The organism is Pseudomonas sp. PF05 (assembly GCF_056521845.1).
Window position 1 is genome coordinate 629,523 of the sequence record NZ_JBWLPW010000001.1, and the last position, 23,373, is coordinate 652,895.

General features: G+C 63.3%; 19 protein-coding genes. 15 read left to right on the plus strand and 4 right to left on the minus strand.

Features of this window, described 5'->3' with window-relative positions; genetic code table 11:
* Nucleotides 1-46 precede the first annotated feature (46 nt).
* From cobW to AC09SL_RS02850, 14 genes are all read left to right on the plus strand, one after another.
* On the plus strand, nucleotides 47-1,111 hold the full coding sequence (cobW, locus tag AC09SL_RS02785; protein ID WP_058543984.1) for a cobalamin biosynthesis protein CobW: 1,065 nt from the start codon (nucleotides 47-49) through the stop codon (nucleotides 1,109-1,111).
* Between the two features lie 3 nt (nucleotides 1,112-1,114).
* Nucleotides 1,115-4,888 (plus strand): cobaltochelatase subunit CobN, encoded by a 3,774-nt coding sequence (gene cobN, locus AC09SL_RS02790; protein WP_064106782.1) that lies wholly within the window; start codon nucleotides 1,115-1,117, stop codon nucleotides 4,886-4,888.
* A gap of 229 nt (nucleotides 4,889-5,117) precedes the next feature.
* Nucleotides 5,118-6,119, plus strand: a complete 1,002-nt coding sequence (locus tag AC09SL_RS02795; protein WP_058543914.1) for a magnesium chelatase ATPase subunit I — start codon at nucleotides 5,118-5,120, stop codon at nucleotides 6,117-6,119.
* A gap of 101 nt (nucleotides 6,120-6,220) precedes the next feature.
* Nucleotides 6,221-6,778, plus strand: a complete 558-nt coding sequence (locus AC09SL_RS02800; protein ID WP_081264377.1) for a vWA domain-containing protein — start codon at nucleotides 6,221-6,223, stop codon at nucleotides 6,776-6,778.
* A 103-nt stretch (nucleotides 6,779-6,881) separates the two neighbouring features.
* Nucleotides 6,882-8,528, plus strand: coding sequence for a phospholipase D-like domain-containing protein (locus AC09SL_RS02805; protein WP_058543916.1), 1,647 nt, complete (start codon nucleotides 6,882-6,884; stop codon nucleotides 8,526-8,528).
* A gap of 55 nt (nucleotides 8,529-8,583) precedes the next feature.
* Nucleotides 8,584-8,925, plus strand: a complete 342-nt coding sequence (locus AC09SL_RS02810; protein ID WP_058543917.1) for a YdcA family protein — start codon at nucleotides 8,584-8,586, stop codon at nucleotides 8,923-8,925.
* Between the two features lie 395 nt (nucleotides 8,926-9,320).
* Nucleotides 9,321-10,169, plus strand: a complete 849-nt coding sequence (locus tag AC09SL_RS02815) for a transporter substrate-binding domain-containing protein (protein ID WP_058543918.1) — start codon at nucleotides 9,321-9,323, stop codon at nucleotides 10,167-10,169.
* Nucleotides 10,170-10,223: 54 nt separating this feature from the next.
* Entirely contained in the window at nucleotides 10,224-10,886 is a 663-nt protein-coding gene (locus AC09SL_RS02820; protein ID WP_058543919.1) for an amino acid ABC transporter permease, read from the plus strand.
* 9 nt (nucleotides 10,887-10,895) lie between these two features.
* Nucleotides 10,896-11,558, plus strand: a complete 663-nt coding sequence (locus tag AC09SL_RS02825) for an amino acid ABC transporter permease (protein ID WP_058543920.1) — start codon at nucleotides 10,896-10,898, stop codon at nucleotides 11,556-11,558.
* The gene (locus AC09SL_RS02830; protein WP_064106783.1) at nucleotides 11,555-12,373 is read left to right on the plus strand and encodes an amino acid ABC transporter ATP-binding protein; all 819 of its coding nucleotides are present in this window, start codon (nucleotides 11,555-11,557) and stop codon (nucleotides 12,371-12,373) included. The genes AC09SL_RS02825 and AC09SL_RS02830 overlap by 4 nt, the downstream gene beginning before the upstream one ends.
* A gap of 26 nt (nucleotides 12,374-12,399) precedes the next feature.
* Complete coding sequence (locus AC09SL_RS02835) at nucleotides 12,400-12,789, plus strand: RidA family protein (protein WP_058543921.1); 390 nt, start codon at nucleotides 12,400-12,402, stop codon at nucleotides 12,787-12,789.
* 149 nt (nucleotides 12,790-12,938) lie between these two features.
* The gene (locus AC09SL_RS02840; RefSeq protein WP_058543922.1) at nucleotides 12,939-13,703 is read left to right on the plus strand and encodes an IclR family transcriptional regulator; all 765 of its coding nucleotides are present in this window, start codon (nucleotides 12,939-12,941) and stop codon (nucleotides 13,701-13,703) included.
* 40 nt (nucleotides 13,704-13,743) lie between these two features.
* Nucleotides 13,744-14,961: an amino acid deaminase gene (locus AC09SL_RS02845; protein WP_058543923.1), complete on the plus strand. Its 1,218-nt coding sequence runs from the start codon at nucleotides 13,744-13,746 to the stop codon at nucleotides 14,959-14,961.
* 154 nt (nucleotides 14,962-15,115) lie between these two features.
* Complete coding sequence (locus AC09SL_RS02850; protein WP_058543924.1) at nucleotides 15,116-16,033, plus strand: sugar kinase; 918 nt, start codon at nucleotides 15,116-15,118, stop codon at nucleotides 16,031-16,033.
* A 71-nt stretch (nucleotides 16,034-16,104) separates the two neighbouring features.
* On the opposite strand, the gene AC09SL_RS02855 is transcribed toward AC09SL_RS02850, so the two are convergent.
* Entirely contained in the window at nucleotides 16,105-16,380 is a 276-nt protein-coding gene (locus tag AC09SL_RS02855) for a peptidylprolyl isomerase (protein ID WP_003182808.1), read from the minus strand.
* Between the two features lie 48 nt (nucleotides 16,381-16,428).
* On the minus strand, nucleotides 16,429-18,966 hold the full coding sequence (locus AC09SL_RS02860; RefSeq protein WP_058543925.1) for a PAS domain-containing hybrid sensor histidine kinase/response regulator: 2,538 nt from the start codon (nucleotides 18,964-18,966) through the stop codon (nucleotides 16,429-16,431).
* A 133-nt stretch (nucleotides 18,967-19,099) separates the two neighbouring features.
* Here AC09SL_RS02860 and AC09SL_RS02865 point away from each other — a divergent pair, with 133 nt between their 5' ends.
* The gene (locus tag AC09SL_RS02865; RefSeq protein WP_058543926.1) at nucleotides 19,100-20,218 is read left to right on the plus strand and encodes a PilT/PilU family type 4a pilus ATPase; all 1,119 of its coding nucleotides are present in this window, start codon (nucleotides 19,100-19,102) and stop codon (nucleotides 20,216-20,218) included.
* A 217-nt stretch (nucleotides 20,219-20,435) separates the two neighbouring features.
* Here AC09SL_RS02865 and AC09SL_RS02870 read toward each other — a convergent pair whose 3' ends face one another.
* Nucleotides 20,436-22,391: an acetoacetate--CoA ligase gene (locus tag AC09SL_RS02870; RefSeq protein WP_058543927.1), complete on the minus strand. Its 1,956-nt coding sequence runs from the start codon at nucleotides 22,389-22,391 to the stop codon at nucleotides 20,436-20,438.
* 203 nt (nucleotides 22,392-22,594) lie between these two features.
* Nucleotides 22,595-23,371, minus strand: coding sequence for a 3-hydroxybutyrate dehydrogenase (gene hbdH / locus AC09SL_RS02875; protein ID WP_058543928.1), 777 nt, complete (start codon nucleotides 23,369-23,371; stop codon nucleotides 22,595-22,597).
* Between the last annotated feature and the right edge of the window lie 2 nt (nucleotides 23,372-23,373).

Sequence of the window (23,373 nt, forward strand, 5' to 3'; positions counted from 1 at the left end):
AGCGGTCGTCGTCCCGTTTGCCCGCCACCTTGCCAAAGGGCATCCGATGAAAACACTGGCCAAACTCCCCGTCACCATCGTCACCGGTTTCCTCGGCTCGGGTAAAACCACCTTGCTGCGGCACATGCTCGACAACGCCCAGGGCCGGCGTATTGCCGTGATCGTCAACGAATTCGGCGAGCTGGGCATCGACGGCGAGATCCTCAAGCAGTGTTCCATCGGCTGCACCGAAGAAGAGGCCAACGGCCGCGTCTATGAACTGGCCAACGGCTGCCTGTGCTGCACGGTGCAGGAAGAGTTCTTCCCGGTGATGCGCGAACTGGTGGCTCGGCGTGGCGACCTCGACCACATCCTGATCGAAACCTCCGGCCTGGCCCTGCCCAAGCCGCTGGTCCAGGCTTTCCAATGGCCGGAAATTCGCAGTGCCTGCACCGTCGATGCGGTGATCACCGTGGTCGACAGCCCGGCCGTGGCCGCCGGCACCTTTGCCGCCTTCCCCGACCAGGTCGATGCCCAGCGCAAACTCGACCCGAACCTGGACCACGAATCGCCGCTGCACGAACTGTTCGCCGACCAACTGGCGAGCGCCGACCTGGTGATCCTCAACAAGGCTGACCTGATCAGCCCTGAAGACCTGGCCAAGGTTCGCCAGGAAGTCGCCGAAGAGCTGCCACCGGCGGTCAAGGTCATCGAAGCCAGCAGCGGTCGCCTGCCGCTGGACGTGCTGATCGGCCTGGGCGCCGGTTCCGAAGAACACATCGACGGCCGCCACAGCCATCACGACCATCACCACGATGGCGACGATGATGACCACGATCATGACGCCTTCGATTCCATTTCCATCGAACTGCCCCAGGCTGACGAAAGCCTGTTGCTCGACGCGCTGACGCAACTGGTGGTCCAGCACGGCGTACTGCGAGTCAAGGGTTTCGCGGCGATTCCAAACAAGCCGATGCGCCTGTTGATCCAGGGCGTCGGCACGCGTTTCGACAAGCATTTCGACCGCCAGTGGGGCGCCGAGGAAGCGCGGGTCACCCGTCTGGTGCTGATCGGCCAGGCGCTTGACGCCGCGCTGCTCGAAGCGCAGTTGCGCGCCGCCCTCGGCGCCTAAGCCATGCACCTGCTCAGGACCCAGCCCGGCGGTTTTGTGTCGGATGACAACATTGCCGACCTGGGGCAAACCCCCGCCGAACTGGTGATCCTGTGCAGCGGCGACTCCAGCCTGGCGCTGCTGGCCGAAGCGGCGAAGCAGTTGCCGGATGATTATCCGCAGTTTCGCCTCGCCAACCCGATGCAGGTGCAAAACCACGCTTCGGTGGATCTGTATGTCGAAGACGTGCTGCGCCACGCCAAGGTCATCCTGCTGTCGCTGCATGGCGGCATCGGCTATTGGCGCTACGGTATCGAGCGCCTGATGGAACTGGCCGGGCGCGGGGTGAAGCTGATCCTGGTGCCGGGGGATGATCGTCCGGACCCGGAGCTCAGCGACCTGAGCAACGTCCCCTGCGAAGACCGCGACCGGCTCTGGCAGTTCTTGCGCCAGGGCGGGCTGGGCAATGCCCTGGACCTGTTTCACAACCTGGGCAGCCAATGGTTTGGCCGCGATTATCCGTGGACCGAGCCGCAGGCCTTGCCGCGCACGGCCATCTATCACCCGCGCAAAACCAGCGCCAACCTCGACGATTGGCAAGCCGACTGGAGCGCCGGGCAGCCAGTGGCGGCGGTGCTGTTTTATCGCTCCCACCTGCAAGCGGCGAACACCGCGTTCATCGACGTGTTCTGCCAGCGCCTGCAAGCGGCGGGGCTCAATCCGCTGCCGATTGCCGTGGCCAGCCTCAAGGAGCCTGCTTGCCTTGCACTTGTAGAGGATTGGTTGGACGAAGTGGCGGCGGGCGTGATCCTCAATACCACCGGCTTTGCTCAATCCAGCCCCGAAGCTGCGCATCTGCGACCGTTTCGTCGCAACATCCCGGTGATCCAGGCGATCTGCGCCCAGGACAACGAACCCGGCTGGCGTGCCAGCGAGCAGGGCTTGGGACCACGGGACCTGGCGATGCACATAGCCTTGCCGGAACTGGACGGACGGATCATCAGCCGCCCCATCAGTTTCAAGGACCTGGCCTGGCGCAGCGAGCGCAGCCAGAGCGACGTGGTCTGCTACCGGGCCGCGCCCGAGCGTATGGATTTTGTCGCTGGGCTGGCCCGACGCTGGACCACCCTGGCGCGTTTTCCCAATGCCCAAAAGCGTGTGGCGCTGATCCTCGCCAACTACCCGACCCGCGACGGGCGCATCGGCAATGGCGTCGGCCTGGACACCCCGGCGGCGGCGCTGAATATCCTGCGGGCCCTGCAGGCCGAGGGCTATCCACTGCCGGCTGAACTGCCAGCAAGCGGCACCGCGTTGATCCAGCAATTGCTCGGCGGGGTCAGTAATGACCTGGACAGCCTCGACTTGCGTCCCTGTCACCAGAGCCTGGCCCTTGCCGAGTACCAGGCCTTGTTCGACGCACTGCCCGAAACCAATCGCCAAGCGGTGCTGGCGCGCTGGGGCTCGCCCGCGCAGGACCCGATGTTCCGCGAGGGACGCTTGATGGTCGCCGGCCTGCGCCTGGGCCTGACCTTCGTCGGCATCCAGCCGGCGCGGGGTTACCAGGTCGACCCGAGCGCGGTGTACCACGACCCGGACCTGGTGCCACCCCACGGTTACCTGGCGTTTTATTTCTGGTTGCGCCACACCTACGGCGTCCACGGGGTGATCCACGTCGGCAAGCACGGCAACCTTGAATGGTTGCCGGGCAAGGGCGTCGGGCTGTCGGAAAACTGCTGGCCGGACGTGCTGTTGGGGCCGCTGCCGAACATCTATCCGTTCATCGTCAATGACCCGGGCGAGGGGGCCCAGGCCAAGCGTCGCACCCAGGCGGTGATCATCGACCACTTGATGCCGCCGCTGACCCGGGCCGAAACCTATGGGCCGCTGCGTAACCTCGAGCTGTTGGCCGACGAGTACTACGAGGCGCAATTGCTGGATCCGCGCCGTGCCCGGGAACTGCAACGGGACATCCTCAACCTGGTGCGCGAGACGCACATCGACCGCGAGTTGCAACTCGATGCCGCGCTCGATAGCGATGCCGATGCGGCGATCTGGCTGCCACGCCTGGACACCTACCTGTGCGACTTGAAGGAGTCGCAGATCCGCGACGGCCTGCATATTTTTGGTGAGTCGCCCAGCGGACGGCTGCGCATCGACACGTTGCTGGCGTTACTGCGCATTCCTCGTGGCGACGGCAAAGGTGCGCAGTCGAGTCTGTTGCGGGCGCTGGCCAAGGCGTTCGGGCTGGGTTTCGACCCGCTGGACTGTGCCTTGGGCGAACCCTGGACTGGCGACTGTCCCGAGGCCTTGCGCCAGGTCAGCGCCGAGCCCTGGCGCACCACCGGCGATACGCGCGAGCGCCTGGAGCTGTTCGCTGTACAGTTGATCGAGCAGGCGCTGGACGGTGCGGTGGAGCAGCTCGACGCGCCAGGTTGGGAGGTGGTGGGCAGCATCATTGAAAACCTGCGATCCGTCGTGGCCCCACGCCTGGACGCCTGCGGCCCGGCGGAAATGCGCGGCCTGCTCGATGCCTTGAGCGGGCGCTTCGTGCCGGCCGGCCCCAGCGGTGCGCCGAGCCGCGGGCGCCTGGACGTATTGCCTACCGGGCGCAACTTCTTCTCGGTGGACGTGCGCAACCTGCCCACCACCACGGCGTGGCGCATCGGTTTCCAATCGGCGAACCTGATCCTTGAGCGGCATTTGCAGGATCACGGCGACCATCTGCGCCAGCTCGGCCTGTCGGTGTGGGGCACCGCCACCATGCGCACCGGTGGCGATGACATTGCCCAGGCCATGGCGTTGATGGGCGTGCGTCCGGTGTGGGCCACGGGCAGCCAAAGGGTCGATGACTTTGAGATCCTGCCGCTGAGCCTGCTGGACCGGCCTCGGGTCGATGTCACGCTGCGCGTGTCCGGCTTCTTCCGTGATGCCTTTGCCAACCTGATCCGCCTGTTCGATGCCGCCGTGCAGGCCGTCGCCGCCCTCGATGAGCCGGACGACATGAACCCCTTGGCAGCCAAGGTGCGCAGTGAGCGCGAAGCCTTGCTGGCGTCGGGCCTGGAACCAGACGCCGCGGCGCGCCAAGCCGGCTGGCGAATCTTCGGCGCCAAGCCCGGGGCCTATGGCGCAGGCGTGCAGGGCGCGATTGACGGTCGCTTGTGGCAGAGCCGCGAAGATCTGGCCGAGGTGTACCTGAACTGGGGCGGTTATGCCTACGGCGCCAGCGATGAAGGCACTGCCGCCCGGGAACAGTTCTCCCGGCGCTTGAGCCAGGTGCAGGCGGTGCTGCAGAACCAGGACAACCGCGAGCACGACCTGCTCGACTCCAACGATTACTACCAGTTCCAGGGTGGCATGCTGGCGGCGGTCGAGACCCTCAGTGGTGATGCGGCGGCCAGTTACCATGGCGATCACAGCCAGCCGGACTTGCCCAAGATCCGCACCCTGAAAGAAGAGCTCAACCGCGTCATCCGTTCCCGCGCGGCGAATCCGAAGTGGATCGACGGGGTCAAGCGTCACGGCTATAAAGGTGCGTTCGAACTGGCGGCGACGGTGGACAACCTGTTTGCCTTCGACGCCACCACCCGATTGATCGACGATCACCAGTACGCCTTGCTGGCCGATGCCTACCTGCTCGACCCGGACACCCGGGATTTCGTCCGCCAGCACAACCCCGACGCCCTGCGGGACATGACCGAGCGCATGCTCGAAGCGCAGCAGCGGGGGATGTGGCAGGAACCGGGCGAGTACCGCGAGGCGCTGGAGAATTTGTTGTTGGACATAGAAGAAGATGGCTGACGTGCCTACTCAGCAGGCGGGACACAATGTCTGTGATGGGTTGACCTGTGGCGAGGGGATTATTCCCGCTGGGTTGCCCCTACCTTCCGTAGGAGCTGTCGAGTGCAACGAGGCTGCGATCTTTACCCATACCCCTTAAATCTCAAGCGAAAGATCAAGATCAAGATCAAGATCAAAAGATCGCAGCCTTCGGCAGCTCCTACCACCGAACATCCATGAGATATCCAACATGACCCACACCCCCCATTTCCCGCTCTGCGCCGTGGTCGGCGCCGATGACCTGAAACTGGCCCTGTGCCTGGCCGCGATCGATCCGAAAATCGGCGGTGTGCTGATCGAAGGGCCGCGGGGCATGGCCAAGTCCACCCTGGCCCGGGGCTTGGCGGACCTGCTGGCCAGCGGTCAGTTCGTCACCTTGCCCCTCGGTGCTACCGAAGAGCGGCTGGTGGGCACCCTGGACCTGGACGCGGCCCTGGGGCAAGGGCGCGCGCAGTTTTCTCCCGGCGTGCTGGCCAAGGCCGACGGTGGCGTGTTGTACGTCGATGAAGTGAACCTGCTGCCCGATCATTTGGTGGACTTGCTGCTCGATGTGGCTGCCAGCGGCACCAACCTGATCGAGCGCGACGGCATTTCCCATCGGCATCCGGCGCGCTTTGTGCTGATCGGCACCATGAACCCGGAAGAGGGTGAGCTGCGCCCGCAGTTGCTCGACCGTTTCGGCCTCAACGTCGCCCTCGACGGTCACACTGCACCGGCTGAACGCGCTCAGATCATCCGGCGGCGGCTGGATTTCGACAGCGATCCGCTGGTGTTCTGCGCAGCGTGGGAGACGGCCCAGCAGCAGTTGCGCGAACGTTGCCAACAGGCACGCGACCGCTTGGCCGGGATCGCCCTGGACGATGCGGCGCTGGCGCAGATCACCGAGCGCTGCTTTGCCGCCGGGGTCGATGGCTTGCGCGCCGACCTGGTCTGGCTGCGGGCGGCCCGGGCCCATGCGGCTTGGCGCGGGGCTGCTGCGATTGCCGATGAAGACATCGATGCGGTCGCCGAGTTTGCCTTGCGGCACCGGCGGCATGGGCATTCGACACCGGCACCGTCCCAGGCGCCGCAAACGCCCGCCAATGGAGCGACCCAGCCCAACGAAGGCCAGGGCCAGTGGGGCGACCTGCCGGCCCGGGCATTGCCGACCGGTGCCCGGCGTGACGTGCCGAGCTGGCCAAAAAAGCCTTAGGCATTCGCCCCCGTTCGCCAGCGGGGGCGAATGCCAGACCTCGTGCCGGACGACTCGACCAGGGCCGCCAGGGCCGCAGCAAAGCGGCGGCCAGCGGTGCGGTGAACTGGCCGGGGACATTGCTCAATGGCCGACCACGTCTGCGTGAGGACCTGCGCTTTCATGGGCGCCATCGCTCGCCCCATGAGCTGTGGCTGGTCATCGTCGATGCGTCGGCCTCGACCCGTCGTCATCGCGCCTTGAGTGACGGCAAGGGCTTGCTGGCGCAGCTGTTCGACGACGCCTACCGCCAACGCGCCCGCCTGGCACTGTTGAGGGCCAGCGGCACTGTCCCGAATTGGCAGGTGCAAGGGCTCAAGGCCTCGGCCGGCTTGCGCGACTGGCTCGACGGCCTGGGCGCCGGTGGCGGTACACCGTTGCTGGCGGCGCTGGAGGAGGCCGGGCGCTGGCTGGTGGCCCGGCGCAAGCGTTACCCGGCGGAGCAGCAGCGGGTCTTGGTGATGACCGATGGACGAGTCAAGGAGGGGCTTTCACCGCCGTTTCTCGATTGTCCGTGCCTGCTGATCGACATTGAAAGAGGTCCGATCCGCCTGGGGCGGGCCCGGCAGTTGGCGGGGCGGTTGGGGGCGGAGTATCGGCATATTGATCAAATCACTTGAAATGTTCTTTGACTGTGAAGGCCTCATCGCGTCGGTCCCTGATCTGACCATCTAACCCGCATCACTGCACTATGCTCAGGCAGCCCCCTCACAGGAGTGAACCATGCGCGTACTCGTCACCAACGCCCAGGACGATTTTCGGGTCAAGGCCTATGCCGGCACCAACGGCGTGCTGCTCGCCATGGACCTGGCTGAATCCCAGCGCAAGGGTCTGCTGGGCTTTGCCATCGAGAAGCAGCACAGTGACAGGCCCTGGCTGTTCCTGTTCAACAGTCTGACCTTCCCCGACAAGGCCCACACCTTTCCTCAGTTCCACGCCACCCCCAGCGACAAGGCACCCTTGCAGAAATTTCGCTGGGCCGACTACGCAGTCAACCCCGGCGTGACGATTCGCTACCGTGTGCACCTGGCCTATGGCAGCCCCGATGCACCGCAGTTGGGCGACTTCCTGGAGGTCACCGTCACCAGCGACGACGGGCAGCCGGCCAACCAGCAGGTCATCTTCAATCGGGCGGTGGCCGCCAGCCAGGCGTTCCAGCGCAAGTTTCCTGAAGTGGATGCCTTGATCAGCGCCAACAAAAAACTGTCCATCGAAGCCTGGCCCGACGCCCCGCGTCGTTGGCTGGAAAATGGCTTGTTGGGACGCTTGACCGGCTTCATCGACCGGGCGCTGGATGCCAGTTGGGCCCTGGATGTCGCCATCTATGAATACGAACTGCCGGTGATCGTCGAGGCGGTCAACGCCGCTCATGCTCGCGGGGCACAGGTTCGAGTGCTGTACCACGCCGAACCAGGAGACGACACCACCCAACGCAACGAAGCCAACCTCCAAGCACTGCCGGCCGCCAACAAACGCGGGCGGGTCACCCACAACATTTTCCACGACAAGTTCATCGTGCTGAGCAAGGTTGATGGCGGCGGTGCGCTACAACCCGAGGCTGTGCTGTGCGGCAGCACCAACTTCACCGCCAACGGCGTCTACCGCCAAGCCAACGTCGTTCATGTGCTGGATGACCCACAGGTGAGCGACAGCTACCGCCAAGTGTTCGAGCAGATCTGGGCCGCACCGCAGAACGTCGATACCATTCGCCAGTGGCTGACCCGGAACAACCCCATGGCACCGAAGAAGGCGCTGTTTACCGGATTCTCGCCACGCACCGGCGAGGGCGACCTGGACCGCTTCGTCGACATCATCAAGGGCGCGCGAAAGGACCTGTTGTTCGTCACCGCATTCGTCTTGCCCGAGCGCATTCTCGACGCCGTGCTTGGCCAGCCCAATGACGACGTGTTGCGCTATGGCCTGCAAAACACCAAGAGCCGCATCACCGGCTTTCACGCCGACCGTACTGCCGAATTCGCCGCCACCGCCTTGCTCAACACCGGCCTGGAAGGCTGGCTCAAGGAAAACATGAAAGGCCAGAAGGGCAACCTGCTGGTGCACACCAAAGCCATCGTCACCGACTTCACCAGCGACACACCGACCATCCTCAGCGGCAGCCACAACCTGAGCGCCGCGGCCAGCAATGGCAACGACGAGAACTACCTGATCATCCAGGGCGACACCGACCTGGCCGACCGCTACGGGCTGGAACTGCTGCGTTTCTATGAGCATTACCGCTTTCGCTACTTCGCGAAAAAACTCGCCCTCAAGCAGGTCAAGCCACTGGCGGTGGATGACAGCTGGAGTGATGACTATTACCGCGAGGGGGATTTGCGGATGTTGTCCAGGGTGAGGTTTTGCGGGCGTTAGGTGCAGCGGGTATCCAGTGCTAGCATAGGGCCATCTGTCGGCCGGGAAAGCTGCCATGAATCGCTGTCACGGAACGTCTGCCTTGCTTCGCGCCTGTATCGCGACCCTGTTGTTGGCGCTGTGTACTTCGGCCCTTGCCGCCAATCAACCGTGTTCCGGGCGCAAGGGCGGGATTGCCGGGTGTGACGGCGATACCTTCCTGTGCAATGACGGCTCCATCAGTGCTTCGAAGAAGTCCTGTTCCGCTGTGCTGGGGCTTCGGAACGAGGCCAGGCCGCAGTCGTTGCTCAAATCATCCGAGGGTTGCCAGTGCGGCAGTGGCAATTACTGCGTCGGTCCCCGGGGCGGGGTCTATTGCCTCACGCCCGGCGGCAGCAAGAGCTACAAGCGCAAATAGCCAGGCACACCGCCGAACCATTGTGGGAGCGAGCTTGCTCGCGATAGCGTCAGGTCAGTCGCCATCAATATTGACTGATATGCCGCCATCGCGAGCAAGCTCCCACACAGGGTATCCATTTACAAATTCCAGGGTGGCTCCGTTTCGGTGCGCCGGGTGCGCCGAGTACCCGGTTTGGGGCCTTGTTACCCGTGCGTCGTGGCCAACGGTAGCAATAGCGTTCGCACGCAGATGCCACTGTGCGGACGCCTGTTTTTCCCATCCCCCTGATTTCCTTAACTTTCCATTTTCCTCACCCGCGCGCTGCATGCCTGTGGCACACTTTCTGCTGTCTATTCCGTTGTTACATACCATGTTCCGGTATAGCGGAATAAACTGACCTTGGAGTGCTTGCCATGCAACGCCGACCTTCCTTGTTAAAAGCGTGTGTTTTTCTCTTCGCGGCCACGACGGCTGCCATGGGGGTCGCTCAGGCGGCCGACAGCAAGCTGGACAGCGTGCTGCAGCGGGGGAAATTGATCGTGGGCACGGGCAGTACCAATGCGCCGTGGCACTTCCAGGGAGCGGATGGCAAGTTGCAGGGCTTTGATATCGACATTGCGCGGATGGTCGCCAAGGGGCTGTTCAACGACCCGGAAAAAGTCGAGTTCGTGGTGCAGTCTTCCGATGCGCGCATACCCAACCTGCTGACCGACAAGGTCGACATGAGCTGCCAGTTCATCACCGTCACCGCCAGCCGCGCCCAGCAAGTGGCGTTCACCCTGCCGTACTACCGCGAAGGCGTGGGCCTGCTGCTGCCGGCCAACAGCAAGTACAAGGAAATCGAAGACCTCAAGGCTGCCGGCGACGGCGTCACCGTGGCGGTGCTGCAGAATGTCTACGCCGAGGAATTGGTGCACCAGGCGCTGCCCAAGGCCAAGGTCGATCAATACGACAGCGTCGACCTGATGTACCAGGCAGTGAACTCCGGCCGCGCCGATGCCGCCGCCACCGACCAGTCCTCGGTCAAGTACCTGATGGTGCAGAACCCCGGCCGCTACCGCAGCCCGGCCTATGCCTGGAGCCCGCAAACCTACGCCTGTGCGGTCAAGCGTGGCGACCAGGACTGGCTGAACTTCGTCAACACCACCTTGCATGAAGCCATGACCGGCGTGGAATTCCCCACCTATGCGGCGTCCTTCAAGCAGTGGTTTGGCGTCGAGCTGCCGTCGCCAGCGATCGGTTTCCCCGTTGAATTCAAATGACCCTGTGAGCCCGGGGCGCCACTTGCTGGCGCTCCGGCTAAGGTACTGCCGACCATGAATTATCAGTTGAACTTTGCCGCCGTCTGGCGCGATTTCGACACCTTGCTGGCGGGGCTGGGCCTGGGACTTTCCCTGGCGTTGGTGTCGATCGCCATCGGTTGCGTGATCGGCCTGGCGATGGCGTTCGCGCTGCTGAGCAAACATCGGCTCCTGCGGGTGCTGGCGTCGGTGTATGTCACGGTGATCCGCAATACGCCGATCCTGGTGTTGATCCTGTTGATCTACTTCGCCTTGCCGAGCCTGGGCATCCGCCTGGACAAGCTGCCGTCGTTCGTCATCACCCTCTCGCTGTACGCCGGGGCCTACCTGACCGAAGTGTTTCGCGGCGGGCTGATGAGCATTCACAAGGGCCAGCGGGAAGCGGGATTGGCCATCGGCCTGGGCGAGTGGCAGGTGAAGGCCTACGTCACGGTGCCGGTGATGCTGCGCAACGTGTTGCCGGCCTTGTCGAACAACTTCATTTCGCTGTTCAAGGACACCTCCCTGGCGGCGGCGATTGCCGTGCCGGAACTGACCTATTACGCCCGCAAGATCAACGTGGAGAGCTACCGGGTGATCGAAACCTGGATGGTGACCACGGCCCTGTATGTCGCGGCCTGTTACCTCATTGCCATGGTGCTGCGGTATTTCGAGCAGCGCCTGGCGATCCGCCGTTAGGAGTTTCCCATGTACGAATCCCCCAGTTGGTTGCATGAGTTATGGGTTGCCCGGGACACCCTGTGGAGTGGCTTTCTGACCAGTGTGCAGTGCTCGGTGTTGGCGATTTTGTTGGGCACGTTGATCGGCCTGGTCGTCGGGCTGGTGCTGACTTACGGTCGGACCTGGATGCGTGCGCCGTTTCGTTTCTACGTCGACCTGATTCGCGGCACGCCGGTGTTCGTGCTGGTGCTGGCCTGCTTCTACATGGCCCCGGCGCTGGGCTGGCAGATCGGTGCGTTTCAGGCCGGCGTGCTGGGCTTGACGCTGTTTTGTGGCTCTCACGTGGCCGAGATCGTGCGTGGGGCCTTGCAGGCGTTGCCTCGCGGGCAGATGGAAGCGAGCCAGGCCATCGGCCTGACGTTCTACCAGTCGCTGGGCTACGTGCTGTTGCCCCAGGCCTTGCGGCAGATCCTGCCGACCTGGGTCAATTCCTCCACCGAGATCGTCAAGGCCTCGACCTTGCTGTCGGTGATCGGCGTCGCCGAACTGCTGCTCAGCACCCAGCAGATCATCGCCCGGACCTTCATGACCCTGGAGTTTTACCTGTTCGCCGGGTTTCTCTTTTTCATCATCAATTACGCCATCGAATTACTCGGGCGGCACATTGAAAAGCGGGTGGCGTTGCCATGACTGACGTTTCGAATCTCTCCAACACGAACCCCAACATGAACCTCTCCAACACCCAGCCGCTGCTGGACATTCGCGGCCTGCGCAAACAATACGGCCCGCTGGAAGTACTCAAGGGCGTGGACCTGAGCATGCAGCGCGGCAACGTGGTCACGCTGATCGGCTCCAGCGGTTCGGGCAAGACCACGCTGCTGCGCTGCGTCAACATGCTGGAAGAATTCCAGGGCGGGCAGATCGTGCTCGACGGCGAGTCCATCGGCTACGACGAGATCGACGGCAAGCGTGTGCGCCACGCCGAGAAAGTCATTGCCCGGCACCGAGCCATGACCGGCATGGCCTTCCAGCAATTCAACCTGTTCCCGCATTTGACGGCGTTGCAGAACGTCACCCTGGGCCTGCTGAAGGTGAAAAAGCTGCCCAAGGACGAAGCCGTGGCCCTGGCCGAGAAATGGCTGGAGCGGGTGGGCCTGTTGGAGCGGCGCGATCACTTTCCCGGCCAGTTGTCTGGCGGCCAGCAGCAGCGCGTGGCGATTGCCCGGGCGATTGCCATGAACCCCAGCCTGATGCTGTTCGACGAAGTCACTTCGGCCCTGGACCCGGAACTGGTCGGCGAGGTGCTGAACGTGATCAAGGGCCTGGCCGAAGACGGCATGACCATGCTGCTGGTGACCCACGAAATGCGCTTTGCCTTCGAGGTCTCCGACAAGATCGTGTTCATGAACCAGGGCCGCATCGAGGAGCAAGGGCCACCCAAAGAGTTGTTCGAGCGACCGCAATCACCGCGCCTGGCGGAATTTCTCAAGAACACGCGTTTTTAACTTTTCATTCAATAAGGAGATAACCCATGAGCATTACGCGCTACGGCACCGGCAGCACCGCAGGTGGAGGTCAGCCTCGGCCATTTGCCCGCGCCGTGGAGGCCGATGGCTGGCTGCACGTGTCCGGCCAGGTGCCGGCGGTGAACGGCGAGATCATTGTCGGCGGGATCGTCGAGCAGACCCACCAGACCATGAAGAACCTGGTCGCCATTCTCGAAGAGGCCGGATACGGCCTGGAAGACGTGGTGCGCTGCGGCGTATGGCTGGAAGACCCACGGGACTTCTGGAGTTTCAACAAGGTCTTTGGCGAGTACTTCAGCCCGGAACACGCCCCGGCCCGGGCCTGCGTGCAGGCGAGCATGATGGTTGATTGCAAGGTCGAGATCGATTGCATCGCCTACAAGAAAAAGGCCTGAACCCTGTAGGAGCTGCCGAGCGAAGCGAGGCTGCGATCTTTCCCCAGACAGTTGAGTCTTAAGTGAAAAAGATCGCAGCCTTCGGCAGCTCCTACAGGGTCGGAGTAAGATTCGACAGCTCCTACGACCAATGAACGGGAATGCAATAAATGACCGAAGACACCATCAAACGCCGGGCCCGGGGATTGGATCGGGCGTTCGATATCCTCGATTTTCTCAAGGAAATCGGCCAGCCGCTGCGCCCGAACGATATTGCCAGCGGCATCGGCAGCCCCAAGTCCACGGTCTATGAACTGGTGGCGTCGCTGCTGGAGCGGCGCATCCTCGAGCCGGTGGGCAAGGACGGCCATGTCTACCTGGGCCGCCAGTTGTATTTTCTCGGGCAGGCGCACCTGCGGCATTTCGATTTGAGCCGCGAGGCTGACCAAGCCTTGCAGGAGATCGTGCGCCAGACCCGGGAAACGGCGCAGATGTGCCTGCTCAATGGGCGCAAATACACCGTCGCGCTGATGAAGGAAGGCGAGCGGCATTTTCGCATTTCATCGGACATCGGTGAAAACGCGCCGATCCCCTGGACGGCGTCCGGGCGCCTGTTGCTGGCGCATCTGAGTGACCAGCAGATCGTCGACCTGATCGACCCCGACGACTTCATTTTGCCGGACGGCGAGCGCCTGCCCCTGGAGCAATTCCTCAAGGAAATCCGCCAGGCCGGCCTCGATGGTTTTTTCTCCTTCGACAGTGTCGCCGACACCTTCACCCACTGTTTCGCCGCGCCGGTCAAAGACCCCGGCGGCGTGGCCATCGCCACCCTGTGCATCGTCGCCCCACGGGCCGACGCCAAGAACAATTACGCCGACTACCGCCGGGTGCTGATCGAAAGCGCCAACAACCTGGCCCGTCGGATCAATGAATAGACAGCACCGGCACGAGTGGCCGTGTGCGAGGAGTTCGAACATGCCTTCCGCCATCCTTAATGCCGGCGTCGAGAAGGGCGCCGCCACCGTCGGCGCCCACCTGCTACGGGACGTCAGCCTGCCGGCGCTGGTGCTGCATCGCGCGGCGCTGGAGCACAACATCCGCTGGATGCAAGATTTCGTCACCAGCAGCGGTGCCGAGCTGGCGCCCCACGGCAAGACCAGCATGACCCCCGCGCTGTTTCGCCGGCAGCTGGAGGCCGGCGCCTGGGGCCTGACGCTCGCCACCGCCGTGCAGACCCGTGCTGCTTACGCCCATGGCGTGCGCCGGGTGCTAATGGCCAACCAATTGGTGGGCACGCCGAACATGGCGCTGATTGCCGATTTGCTCGCCGACCCGGCGTTCGAATTCCACTGCCTGGTCGATCATCCGGACAACGTCGCTGACCTGGGCGCGTTCTTTGCCACTCGCGGCGTACGGCTCAATGTGATGATCGAGTACGGCGTGGTCGGCGGCCGGTGTGGCTGCCGGACCGAAGCCGAGGTGTTGGCCCTGGCCGAGGCTATCCAGGCGCAACCGGCGCTGGCCTTGATCGGCATCGAAGGCTACGAAGGGGTGATCCACGGTGACCACGCCATCAGTGGCATTCGTGCGTTCGCGGCGTCCCTGGTGCGGTTGGCGGTGCAGTTGCAGGACAATGGCGCCTTTGCCATCGACAAACCGATCATCACCGCCTCGGGTTCGGCCTGGTACGACCTGATCGCCGAATCCTTCGAAGCCCAGAATGCCCACGGGCGTTTTCTCAGCGTGCTGCGCCCCGGCAGCTACGTGGCCCATGACCATGGCATCTACAAAGAAGCGCAGTGCTGCGTGCTGGAGCGGCGCAGCGACCTGCACGAAGGCCTGCGCCCGGCGCTGGAGGTCTGGGCCCATGTGCAATCGCTGCCGGAGCCGGGCTTCGCGGTAATTGCCCTGGGTAAGCGCGACGTGGCCTACGACGCCGGCTTGCCGGTGCCGCTCAAGCGCTACCAGCCCGGATCGGACTTGCTGGCGGGTGACGATGTGAGTGGCTGCAAGGTGACGGCGGTGATGGACCAGCATGCGTTCATGACGGTAGCGGCGGGGGTTGAGTTGCGGGTCGGGGACATCATCTCGTTCGGTACTTCACACCCGTGCCTGACGTTCGACAAGTGGCGGGTGGGGTGCCTGGTGGATGAGCAGTTGCGGGTGGTCGAGAGCATGGAGACGTGTTTCTAGCCTTTAGACCGAGTCGCGGCTATCGCGGGCAAGCCTTGCTCCCACAGTTGGGCCGCTGCGGACACAGAATTTGTGTTCACCAAAGATCCCCTGTGGGAGCGGGCTTGCTCGCGAAGACGATCTGTAAAACACCGCTGAATTATCAGGATCATCCATGAGCAACCCCAAACCCCGCATCGCCCTGATCGGCGAATGCATGATCGAATTGCAACAACGCGCCGACGGCAGCCTCCTGCAAAGCTTCGGCGGCGACACTCTGAACACGGCGGTGTACCTGGCCCGCGCCCTGGGCGACCGGGGCGCGGTGGATTACGTCACCGCCCTGGGCGACGACAGTTTCAGCGATGCCATGTGCGCGAGCTGGGCTGCCGAGAACATCGGGTTGCAGCGGGTCCAGCGCTTGCCTGGACGCCTGCCGGGTCTGTATTGCATCCAGACCGATGCGGCGGGTGAGCGGCGATTCCTGTACTGGCGCAACGAGGCAGCGGTGCGCGATTGTTTTACCACCCCGGCCGCTGGCCCGATCCTGGCTGCGTTGCTGGATTACGATGTGCTGTATTTCAGTGGCGTCACCCTGGCGGTGCTCGGCGAGCAGGGGCGTGGCAAGCTCATCGAAACTCTGGTCCAAGCGCGCAGGCGCGGGGCGCTGGTGGTGTTCGACAATAATTTCCGGCCCAGGCTCTGGGCCTCGAACGAAGCGGCGCGGGCGGCGTATCGCAGCGTCTTGCCCTATGTGGAACTGGCGCTGCTGACCGTAGAGGACGAGCAGGCATTGTTCGGTCATGCCGACAGCGAGGCGGTGTTCGCCGCCTATGCGCAGCTCGGCACGCCCGAGGTGGTGCTCAAGCGCGGTGCCGAGGCCTGCCTGATTCGGTGTGACGGCCAGTCTTATGAAGTACCTGCCCTGCGGGTCGAGCGCGTCGTGGACACCACGGCGGCGGGGGACTCCTTCAGCGCCGCGTACCTGGCGAGTCGTCTGCTGGGCGGCAGCCCGGTGGAGGCGGCCGAGGCCGGGCACCTGTTGGCGAGCCGGGTGATCCAGGTGCCGGGGGCGTTGATGCCCCGGGACTGACTGGGCGGGGGATGTACCTGTGGGAGCAAAGCTTTGCTCCCACAGACAGGCTTCGCTGACAACGTGATCGATCAATCCCGGTAGAACACCTGCACCAGGTGATACCCGAACTTGCTCTTGATCGGCCCATGCACTACCCGCAGGGGCTTCTTGAAAATCACCGCATCGATCACCCCGACCATCTGCCCCGGCCTTACTTCACCCAAATCGCCGCCGCGTTTGCCCGAAGGGCAGGTGGAGTATTTCTTGGCCAGCACATCGAAGGCTTCGCCCTTGGCGATGCGTTGCTTGAGCTGTTCGGCTTCTTCGGCGGTTTTCACCAGGATATGGCGGGCTTGGGCTTTCATTGCTGCGGTGACCTGAACGGTGCGACGGGGCGGCGATTATGCCTCAAGTCAGTTGCCATGGTTGATCATCGTCCGAATCTTGTTGGCCAATAGATCGAGGGTGAAGGGCTTGGCGACCATGTCCATGCCCTGGTCGAGGAACCCCTGGCGTTCGGCGGCTTTTTGCGCGTAACCGGTCATGAACAGCACTTTGAGCCCCGGCCGGTGCTGGCGGGCGATCTCTGCGAGCTGCCGACCATTCATGCCCGGCAGCCCGACATCGGTCACCAGCAGGTCGATGCGCTGGTCCGATTCCAGCACGGGAAGCGCGGTCACGGCGTCCCGGGCTTCGAGAGCGGTGTAGCCCAAGGCCTGCAACAGATCGAGCACCAGCATGCGCACAGCAGGTTCATCCTCCACCAGCAGCACGGTTTCCCCGGCGATGGCCGGCGGTACGACGACTGTCTCTGGCGTCTCGGGTGGTTGGGTCGGCGAAACGTGCAAGCGCGGCAGGTACAACTGCACCCGCGTGCCCTGGCCGGGCACACTGTCCAGGTTGAGGTGCCCACCCGACTGCTGGGCAAACCCGTAGATCATCGACAGGCCCAGGCCGGTGCCCTGGCCGATGGGCTTGGTGGTGAAGAACGGATCGAAGGCCTTGGCCAGCACGGCGGGGGTCATGCCGCTGCCGTTGTCGCTGACGGCGATCATCACGTAGTCGCCGGCCTTGACCGGCTCCAGGGTGTTGATGTCCGCACCGTCGAGATAGACGTTGGCGGTTTCGACGATCAATTCGCCGCCCTCGGGCATCGCATCGCGGGCGTTGATCACCAGGTTGAGCAGGGCGTTTTCCAACTGGCTGGCATCGGTGCTGACCGGCCACAGCTCATTGGCCAGTTGCAGTCGCAGCACGATGTGATCGCCCGTGGTGCGGCTCAGCAGGTCTTCGAGCGAGCGCACCAGGTCATTGGCGTCCAGTGGTTTGCGGTCCAGGGACTGGCGCCGGGAAAAGGCCAGCAATCGATGAGTCAGCGCCGCGGCGCGGTTGGCCGAGGACACCGCCGCTTCGGTGAAGCGCCCGATCTCGTCGGTGCGGCCAGCGGCGATATAGCGTTGCATCAGGTCGAGGCTGCCGAGGATACCGGTGAGCATGTTGTTGAAGTCATGGGCAATGCCGCCGGTGAGCTGGCCCACGGCTTCCATTTTCTGCGCATGGCGCAGGGCTTCTTCGGCGCGCTCGCGTTCGAACATCTCGCTTTGCAGCCGGTGATTGGCTTCGGCCAGTTGCTGGGTACGGGCGATGACCCGTTCTTCGAGTGTTTCGTTGAGGTTGCGCAGGGCCTCCTCGGTTTTGCGGCTTTCGGTTTCGTCGATCACAAAGATGTAGAAACCGTTTACTGCACCGTCCGCCCCGTGGCGAGGCAGGTAGTTGACCAGCGAATGGCGCGGGCGCCCGTCGCGATGGCCCATTTGCACGGCGAAGGTGCACGGTTTGCCGGCCAGGGCGTCGGCGATCTGCTGGGCGCGGGCGGCATAGGCCTCTTCGCCGAGTACTTCGCGGACCGTCTTGCCGTAGAGTTCCTGAGGGGTCAGGCCGTACCAGTCCAGGTAGGCACTGTTGTTCAGCCGGAAACGCTCTTGGCGGTCCACGTAGCTGATGAGGATCGGCATGGCGTTGATGATCAACTGCAGCTCGGTCTGGCTCTGGCGCAGGGCCTGCTCGGTGCGCTTGCGCTCGGTCAGGTCCAGCGCCGCACCAAGAAAACGCTTGGGCCGGCCGTGGCGATCCTTGTAGCAACGACCGCGTACGAATACCCAGCGCAATTCACCGTCGGGCCGCAGCAAACGATATTCCTCGGCGTATTCGGTGCCGTGGGTGATGCAGTGCTTGATGCTGCGAGCGACCATGGCCCGGTCCTCGGGGTGCACGCCTTCGAGGTAGGCGCTGATGGGCAACTGGCGTGACAGGCTCGGATCGACTCCGTGCAGCAGGGCGAAGTGTTCGTCGGCGATGAAGCGATCTTCGCTGATATCCCAGTCCCAGGTGCCTAACGCATCGGTGGCGGCCAAGGCCAGTTGCAAGCGTTCCTCGCTTTCGAGCTGGGCCTTGAGACTGGCCTCGGAGCGTCGTTCGAACTCCTGGGCCAATTTTCGCCGTTCGCTGGTTTCAATGGCGGTGACCAGGATACCGGCGACGGTGCCGCTTTCGTCGTGCACGGGGCTGTAGGTCAGGTCCAGCCACAAGTCGCAGAAGCGGCCGGCGAAGGGTAGGCGCCATTGCTGATCGCGGCTGCTGTACGTGCGGCCTTGCAACACGCGGTGATAAATCGGTTCGCTGAAGGCTTTGAGTTCGGGCCATGCTGCGTGGGTCGGCTGGCCGAACGCCTGCGGATGCTTGTCGCCGACCAATCGGGCAAAGGCGTCGTTGTAGATGTGGGTCAGTTCGTGGCCCCACAGCAAGGCCATTGGCATCGGGGAGTGGAGCACGATGTCCACGGCGGTGCGCAGGCTTTGCGGCCAGTTTTGGGTGGTGCCCAGCGGGCTGCGGGTCCAGTCCAGCCGGGCGATCAGGCTCTGTATGTCGCTGCCGGAGGGCATCGCGCTCATGACAGACCCCCTGCAAGTCGTGTCGGTACCGCGGCGTCTACTATCCTCTGAAGAAGGTAAGCGCGGGTTGATCTGAAGAGTTTCATGCTCGGGTCAGCTTGTTTCAATTGATGTCTCGCGGAAATTTCAGTCCATGGAAATTGATCCCTTGTTGCGAATCCTGGCGAGCCAGAATGGTTCCGATCTTTACATGTCCACGGGTGCGCCGCCGTGCGCGCGTTTCGAGGGTGTGCTCAAACCCTTGGGGAACGAGGCATTCAAGGTCGGCGACATTGCCCGGCTCGCCGAGTCTTTGATGGACGCCGAACAGCGCCTTGAGTTCGATCGGGAGTTGGAAATGAACCTGGCGATCTCCCTGGCCGGCGTCGGGCGGTTCCGGGTCAATATCTTCAAGCAGCGCAATGACGTGTCCATGGTGATCCGCAACGTCAAGCTGGACATCCCGCGCTTCGAAGACCTGAAACTGCCTCGAGTGCTGTTGGACACCATCATGCAGAAACAAGGGCTGATGCTGTTCGTCGGCGCGACAGGCTCGGGCAAGTCGACCTCCCTGGCGGCGCTGATCGATTACCGCAATCGCAACAGCAGCGGTCACATCATCACCATCGAAGACCCGGTGGAGTATATCCATCGGCACAAGAAATCCATCATCAATCAACGGGAAGTCGGTGTCGACACCCGCAGTTTTCACGCGGCCCTGAAAAACACCCTGCGCCAGGCGCCGGACGTGGTGCTGATCGGCGAAATCCGCGACCGGGAAACCATGGAGCACGCCCTGGCTTTCGCCGATACCGGGCACTTGGTGATTTCCACGCTGCATGCCCACAACGCCAACCAGGCACTGGACCGGGTGATCAACTTCTTCCCGGAAGAGCGCCGGCCGCAGTTGTTGAACGACCTGGGCAACAACCTCAAGGCGTTCGTCTCCCAGCGCCTGGTGCGCACCCGCACCGGCCAGCGCCGGGCGGCGGTGGAGGTGATGCTGGGTTCGCCCACGGTGGCCGACCTGATCCGGCGCAACGAGTTCGGCGAGCTCAAGGGCATCATGGAAAAGTCAGAGGAACTGGGAATGCAAACCTTTGATCACGCACTGTTCAACCTGGTGGTTGAAGGCGCCATCGATGAGGAGGAAGCCCTGAAAAACGCTGACTCGGCGAACAACTTGCGATTGCGGTTGAAGTTGCATACCGAGTCGGGTGCGGCGGCGCCACCGGCCGACCCGGCGGCGGGTGAGTGGGGGCTTATGGATTGAGTACTTCTGTGGGAACAACACTTGTGGAAGCAAAGCCTGTGATGAGCCTGTGGAAGCAAAGCCCGTGATGAGCCTGTGGGAGCAAAGCTTGCTCGCGATGAACGATGACGCGGTAGGTCTGAAAAACCGCGTTGCCTGTATCGCGAGCAAGCTTTGCTCCCACAGGTTTTGCTCCCACAAGTGTTTTTGCTCTCCACAGGTCTGAGGCCTGTCCAGTTCAGGTAGCCAGCTCCGGCCGATCCCGAAACTGCTCCAAAGCCCCGGGGTTGGCCAGGGCATCGGTGTTCTTCACCACCTCGCCATGCACCACATTGCGCACCGCCAGCTCCACCACCTTGCCGCTGATGGTTCGTGGAATATCACTGACCGCGAGGATCTTCGCCGGCACATGACGCGGTGTGGTGTTGGCCCGGATGACCTGGCGGATCCGTTGCACCAGGGCTTCATCCAGTGTCACGCCATCGCGCAGGCGCACAAACAGGACCACCCGGACATCGCCCTGCCATTGCTGGCCGATGGCGACGCAGTCCAGCACCTGCTCGACCTTTTCCACCTGCCGATAGATTTCCGCCGTGCCGATGCGCACGCCGCCGGGGTTGAGCACGGCATCGGAGCGCCCATGGATCAAGAAACCGCCGTGGGGCAGTTCTTCGGCGTAGTCACCTTGGGCCCACACGCCGGGAAACTGGCTGAAGTAGGAGGCGCGAAGTTTTTCCTGCCGAGGGTCGTTCCACAAACCAATGGGCATTGCCGGGAAATGCCGGGTGCACACCAACTCACCTTTTTCACCGATGACCGGATTGCCGGCCTCGTTCCAGACTTGCACAGCCATGCCCAGGCTCTTGCCCTGCATCTCGCCCCGGCGTACCGGTGACAGTGGGTTGCCGTTGACGAAGCAGGACACAATGTCAGTGCCGCCGGACATCGAGGCCAGGCAGACATCGGACTTGATGTCGCGGTACACGTAATCGTAGCTATGGGGCGCCAGCGCCGAGCCGGTGGAGAGCAGGGTTTTCAGGCTGTCCAAGCGGTGCGTCTGCCGGGGCTTGAGGCCTTCGCTTTCCAGGGTGGCGAGGAACTTGGGGCTGGTGCCGAATACGCTGATGCGCTGCTGGTCGATCAGGTCCAGCAAGCGCTCGGGGCCGGGGTGGAACGGCGAACCATCGTAGAGCACCACCGTGCTGCCCACGGCGAGGGCCGACACCAGCCAGTTCCACATCATCCAGCCGCAAGTGGTGTAGTAGAACAGCCGATCCTCGGGCCCGAGGTCGACGTGCAGGCCATGTTCCTTGACGTGTTGCAGCAGCACGCCGCCGGTGCCATGGACGATGCACTTCGGCACGCCGGTGGTGCCGCTGGAATACAGGATGTACAGCGGGTGGTCGAAGGGCACGCTGACGAAAGCCGGTTCGCCACCGCTTCGATAAAAGTCGTTCCACAGCGCGACAGCGGCCGAGGTCTTGAAGTCCTCGACGCGGGCGTCAGGCTGGGCATAAGGCAGTACGATCAATTGCTGCAATGACGGCAATCGTTCAAGGATTTCGTTGACCTTGGGTCGCTGGTCGATGATTTTCCCGGCATAGCGATAACCCGCGCAGGTGATCAGCACCTTGGGTTCGATCTGGCCAAACCGGTCGATGACCCCCTGGGTGCCGAAGTCCGGTGATGAGCACGACCAGATAGCGCCCAGGCTGGTGGTGGCGAGCATGCCGACCAGGGTCTGCCAGGTGTTGGGCATGCAAGCGGCCACTCGATCGCCCCGGGTGACGCCAGCGGCTTGCAGGCTTTTTTGCAGGCCAGCGACATGGGCGGCGAGTTCGGTCCAGGTCAGTTGTTCCTGGCCGCCGTTTTCGTCGAGCGCCACCACGGCGACGGCGTCATCACGGCGGCGCAGCAGGTGTTCGGCGAAGTTCAGCGTGGCGCCAGGGAACCACTGGGCGCTGGGCATTTGCGCACCCTCCACCAATACCGCGTCCGGCGCGTGGTGAAAGCGAATCTCGAAGAAATCGACAATGGCCTGCCAGAAGGCCTCGCGCTGATCGACGCTCCAGGCGTGCAGGGCCGGGTAGTCGTTCAGTTGCAGTTGATGTCGCGCGTTGACGAACTGGCGAAAGGCGTTCATGCGCGACTGGGCGATGCGTTCGGGGTTGGGTTGCCAGAGGATGTCGGACATGGGGTGCCTCTTGTTTTTTTGTGTACACACAAACTATAGAGCGACCCATTCTTGTGGTGAGGGGATTTATCTCCACTCTGTGGGAGCAAGGCTTGCCCGCGATGGCCGCACCGCGGTTCAAAAGCTAAACCGCGGTTTCGTTCATCGCGGGCAAGCCTTGCTCCCACAGATAAGTCCCCTCGCCACAAGGGATCGCAAGGGATTTACTGGGCTAACCATCCACCATCGATATTCCACGCCGCGCCGCGCACCTGGCTGCCGGCTTCGCTGCACAGGAACAGCACCAGTTCTCCCAGTTGCGGCGGGGTGACGAATTCCAGGGACGGCTGTTTCTCGGCCAGCAGGTCATGCTGCGCCTGTTGCGGATCGACGCCGGCGGCAATGCGATCATCGATCTGTTTTTGCACCAGCGGCGTCAGCACCCAGCCCGGGCAGATGGCGTTGCAGGTCACGTTGCTGGTGGCGGTTTCCAGACCGACCACCTTGGTCAGGCCGATCACCCCATGCTTGGCTGCGACATACGCCGCCTTGCCGACCGAGCCGACCTGGCCATGCACCGAGGCGACGTTGATGATCCGCCCCCAACCCTTGGCACGCATGCCCGGCAGGCTCAGGCGGGTGGCGTGGAACACCGATGACAGGTTGATGGCAATGATCGAGTCCCAGCGCTCCACCGGAAAATCCTCCACGGCGGCCACGTGCTGGATCCCGGCGTTGTTCACCAGGATGTCCACGCCGCCGAACTCGCGCTCGGCGTAGGCGAGCATGTCGGCGATCTGCGCCGCGTCGCTGACGTCGGCCGGATGATGACCAACCTTGCCGCCGAACTGTTTCACCTCGGCGATCACTGCCGAGGCATCGCCAAAGCCGTTGAGGATCAGGTTGGCCCCGGCCCTGGCCAGGCTCAGGGCGATACCCAGGCCGATGCCACTGGTAGAGCCGGTGACCAGGGCCGTCTTGCCCGAAAGAGTGGTTGTCATGG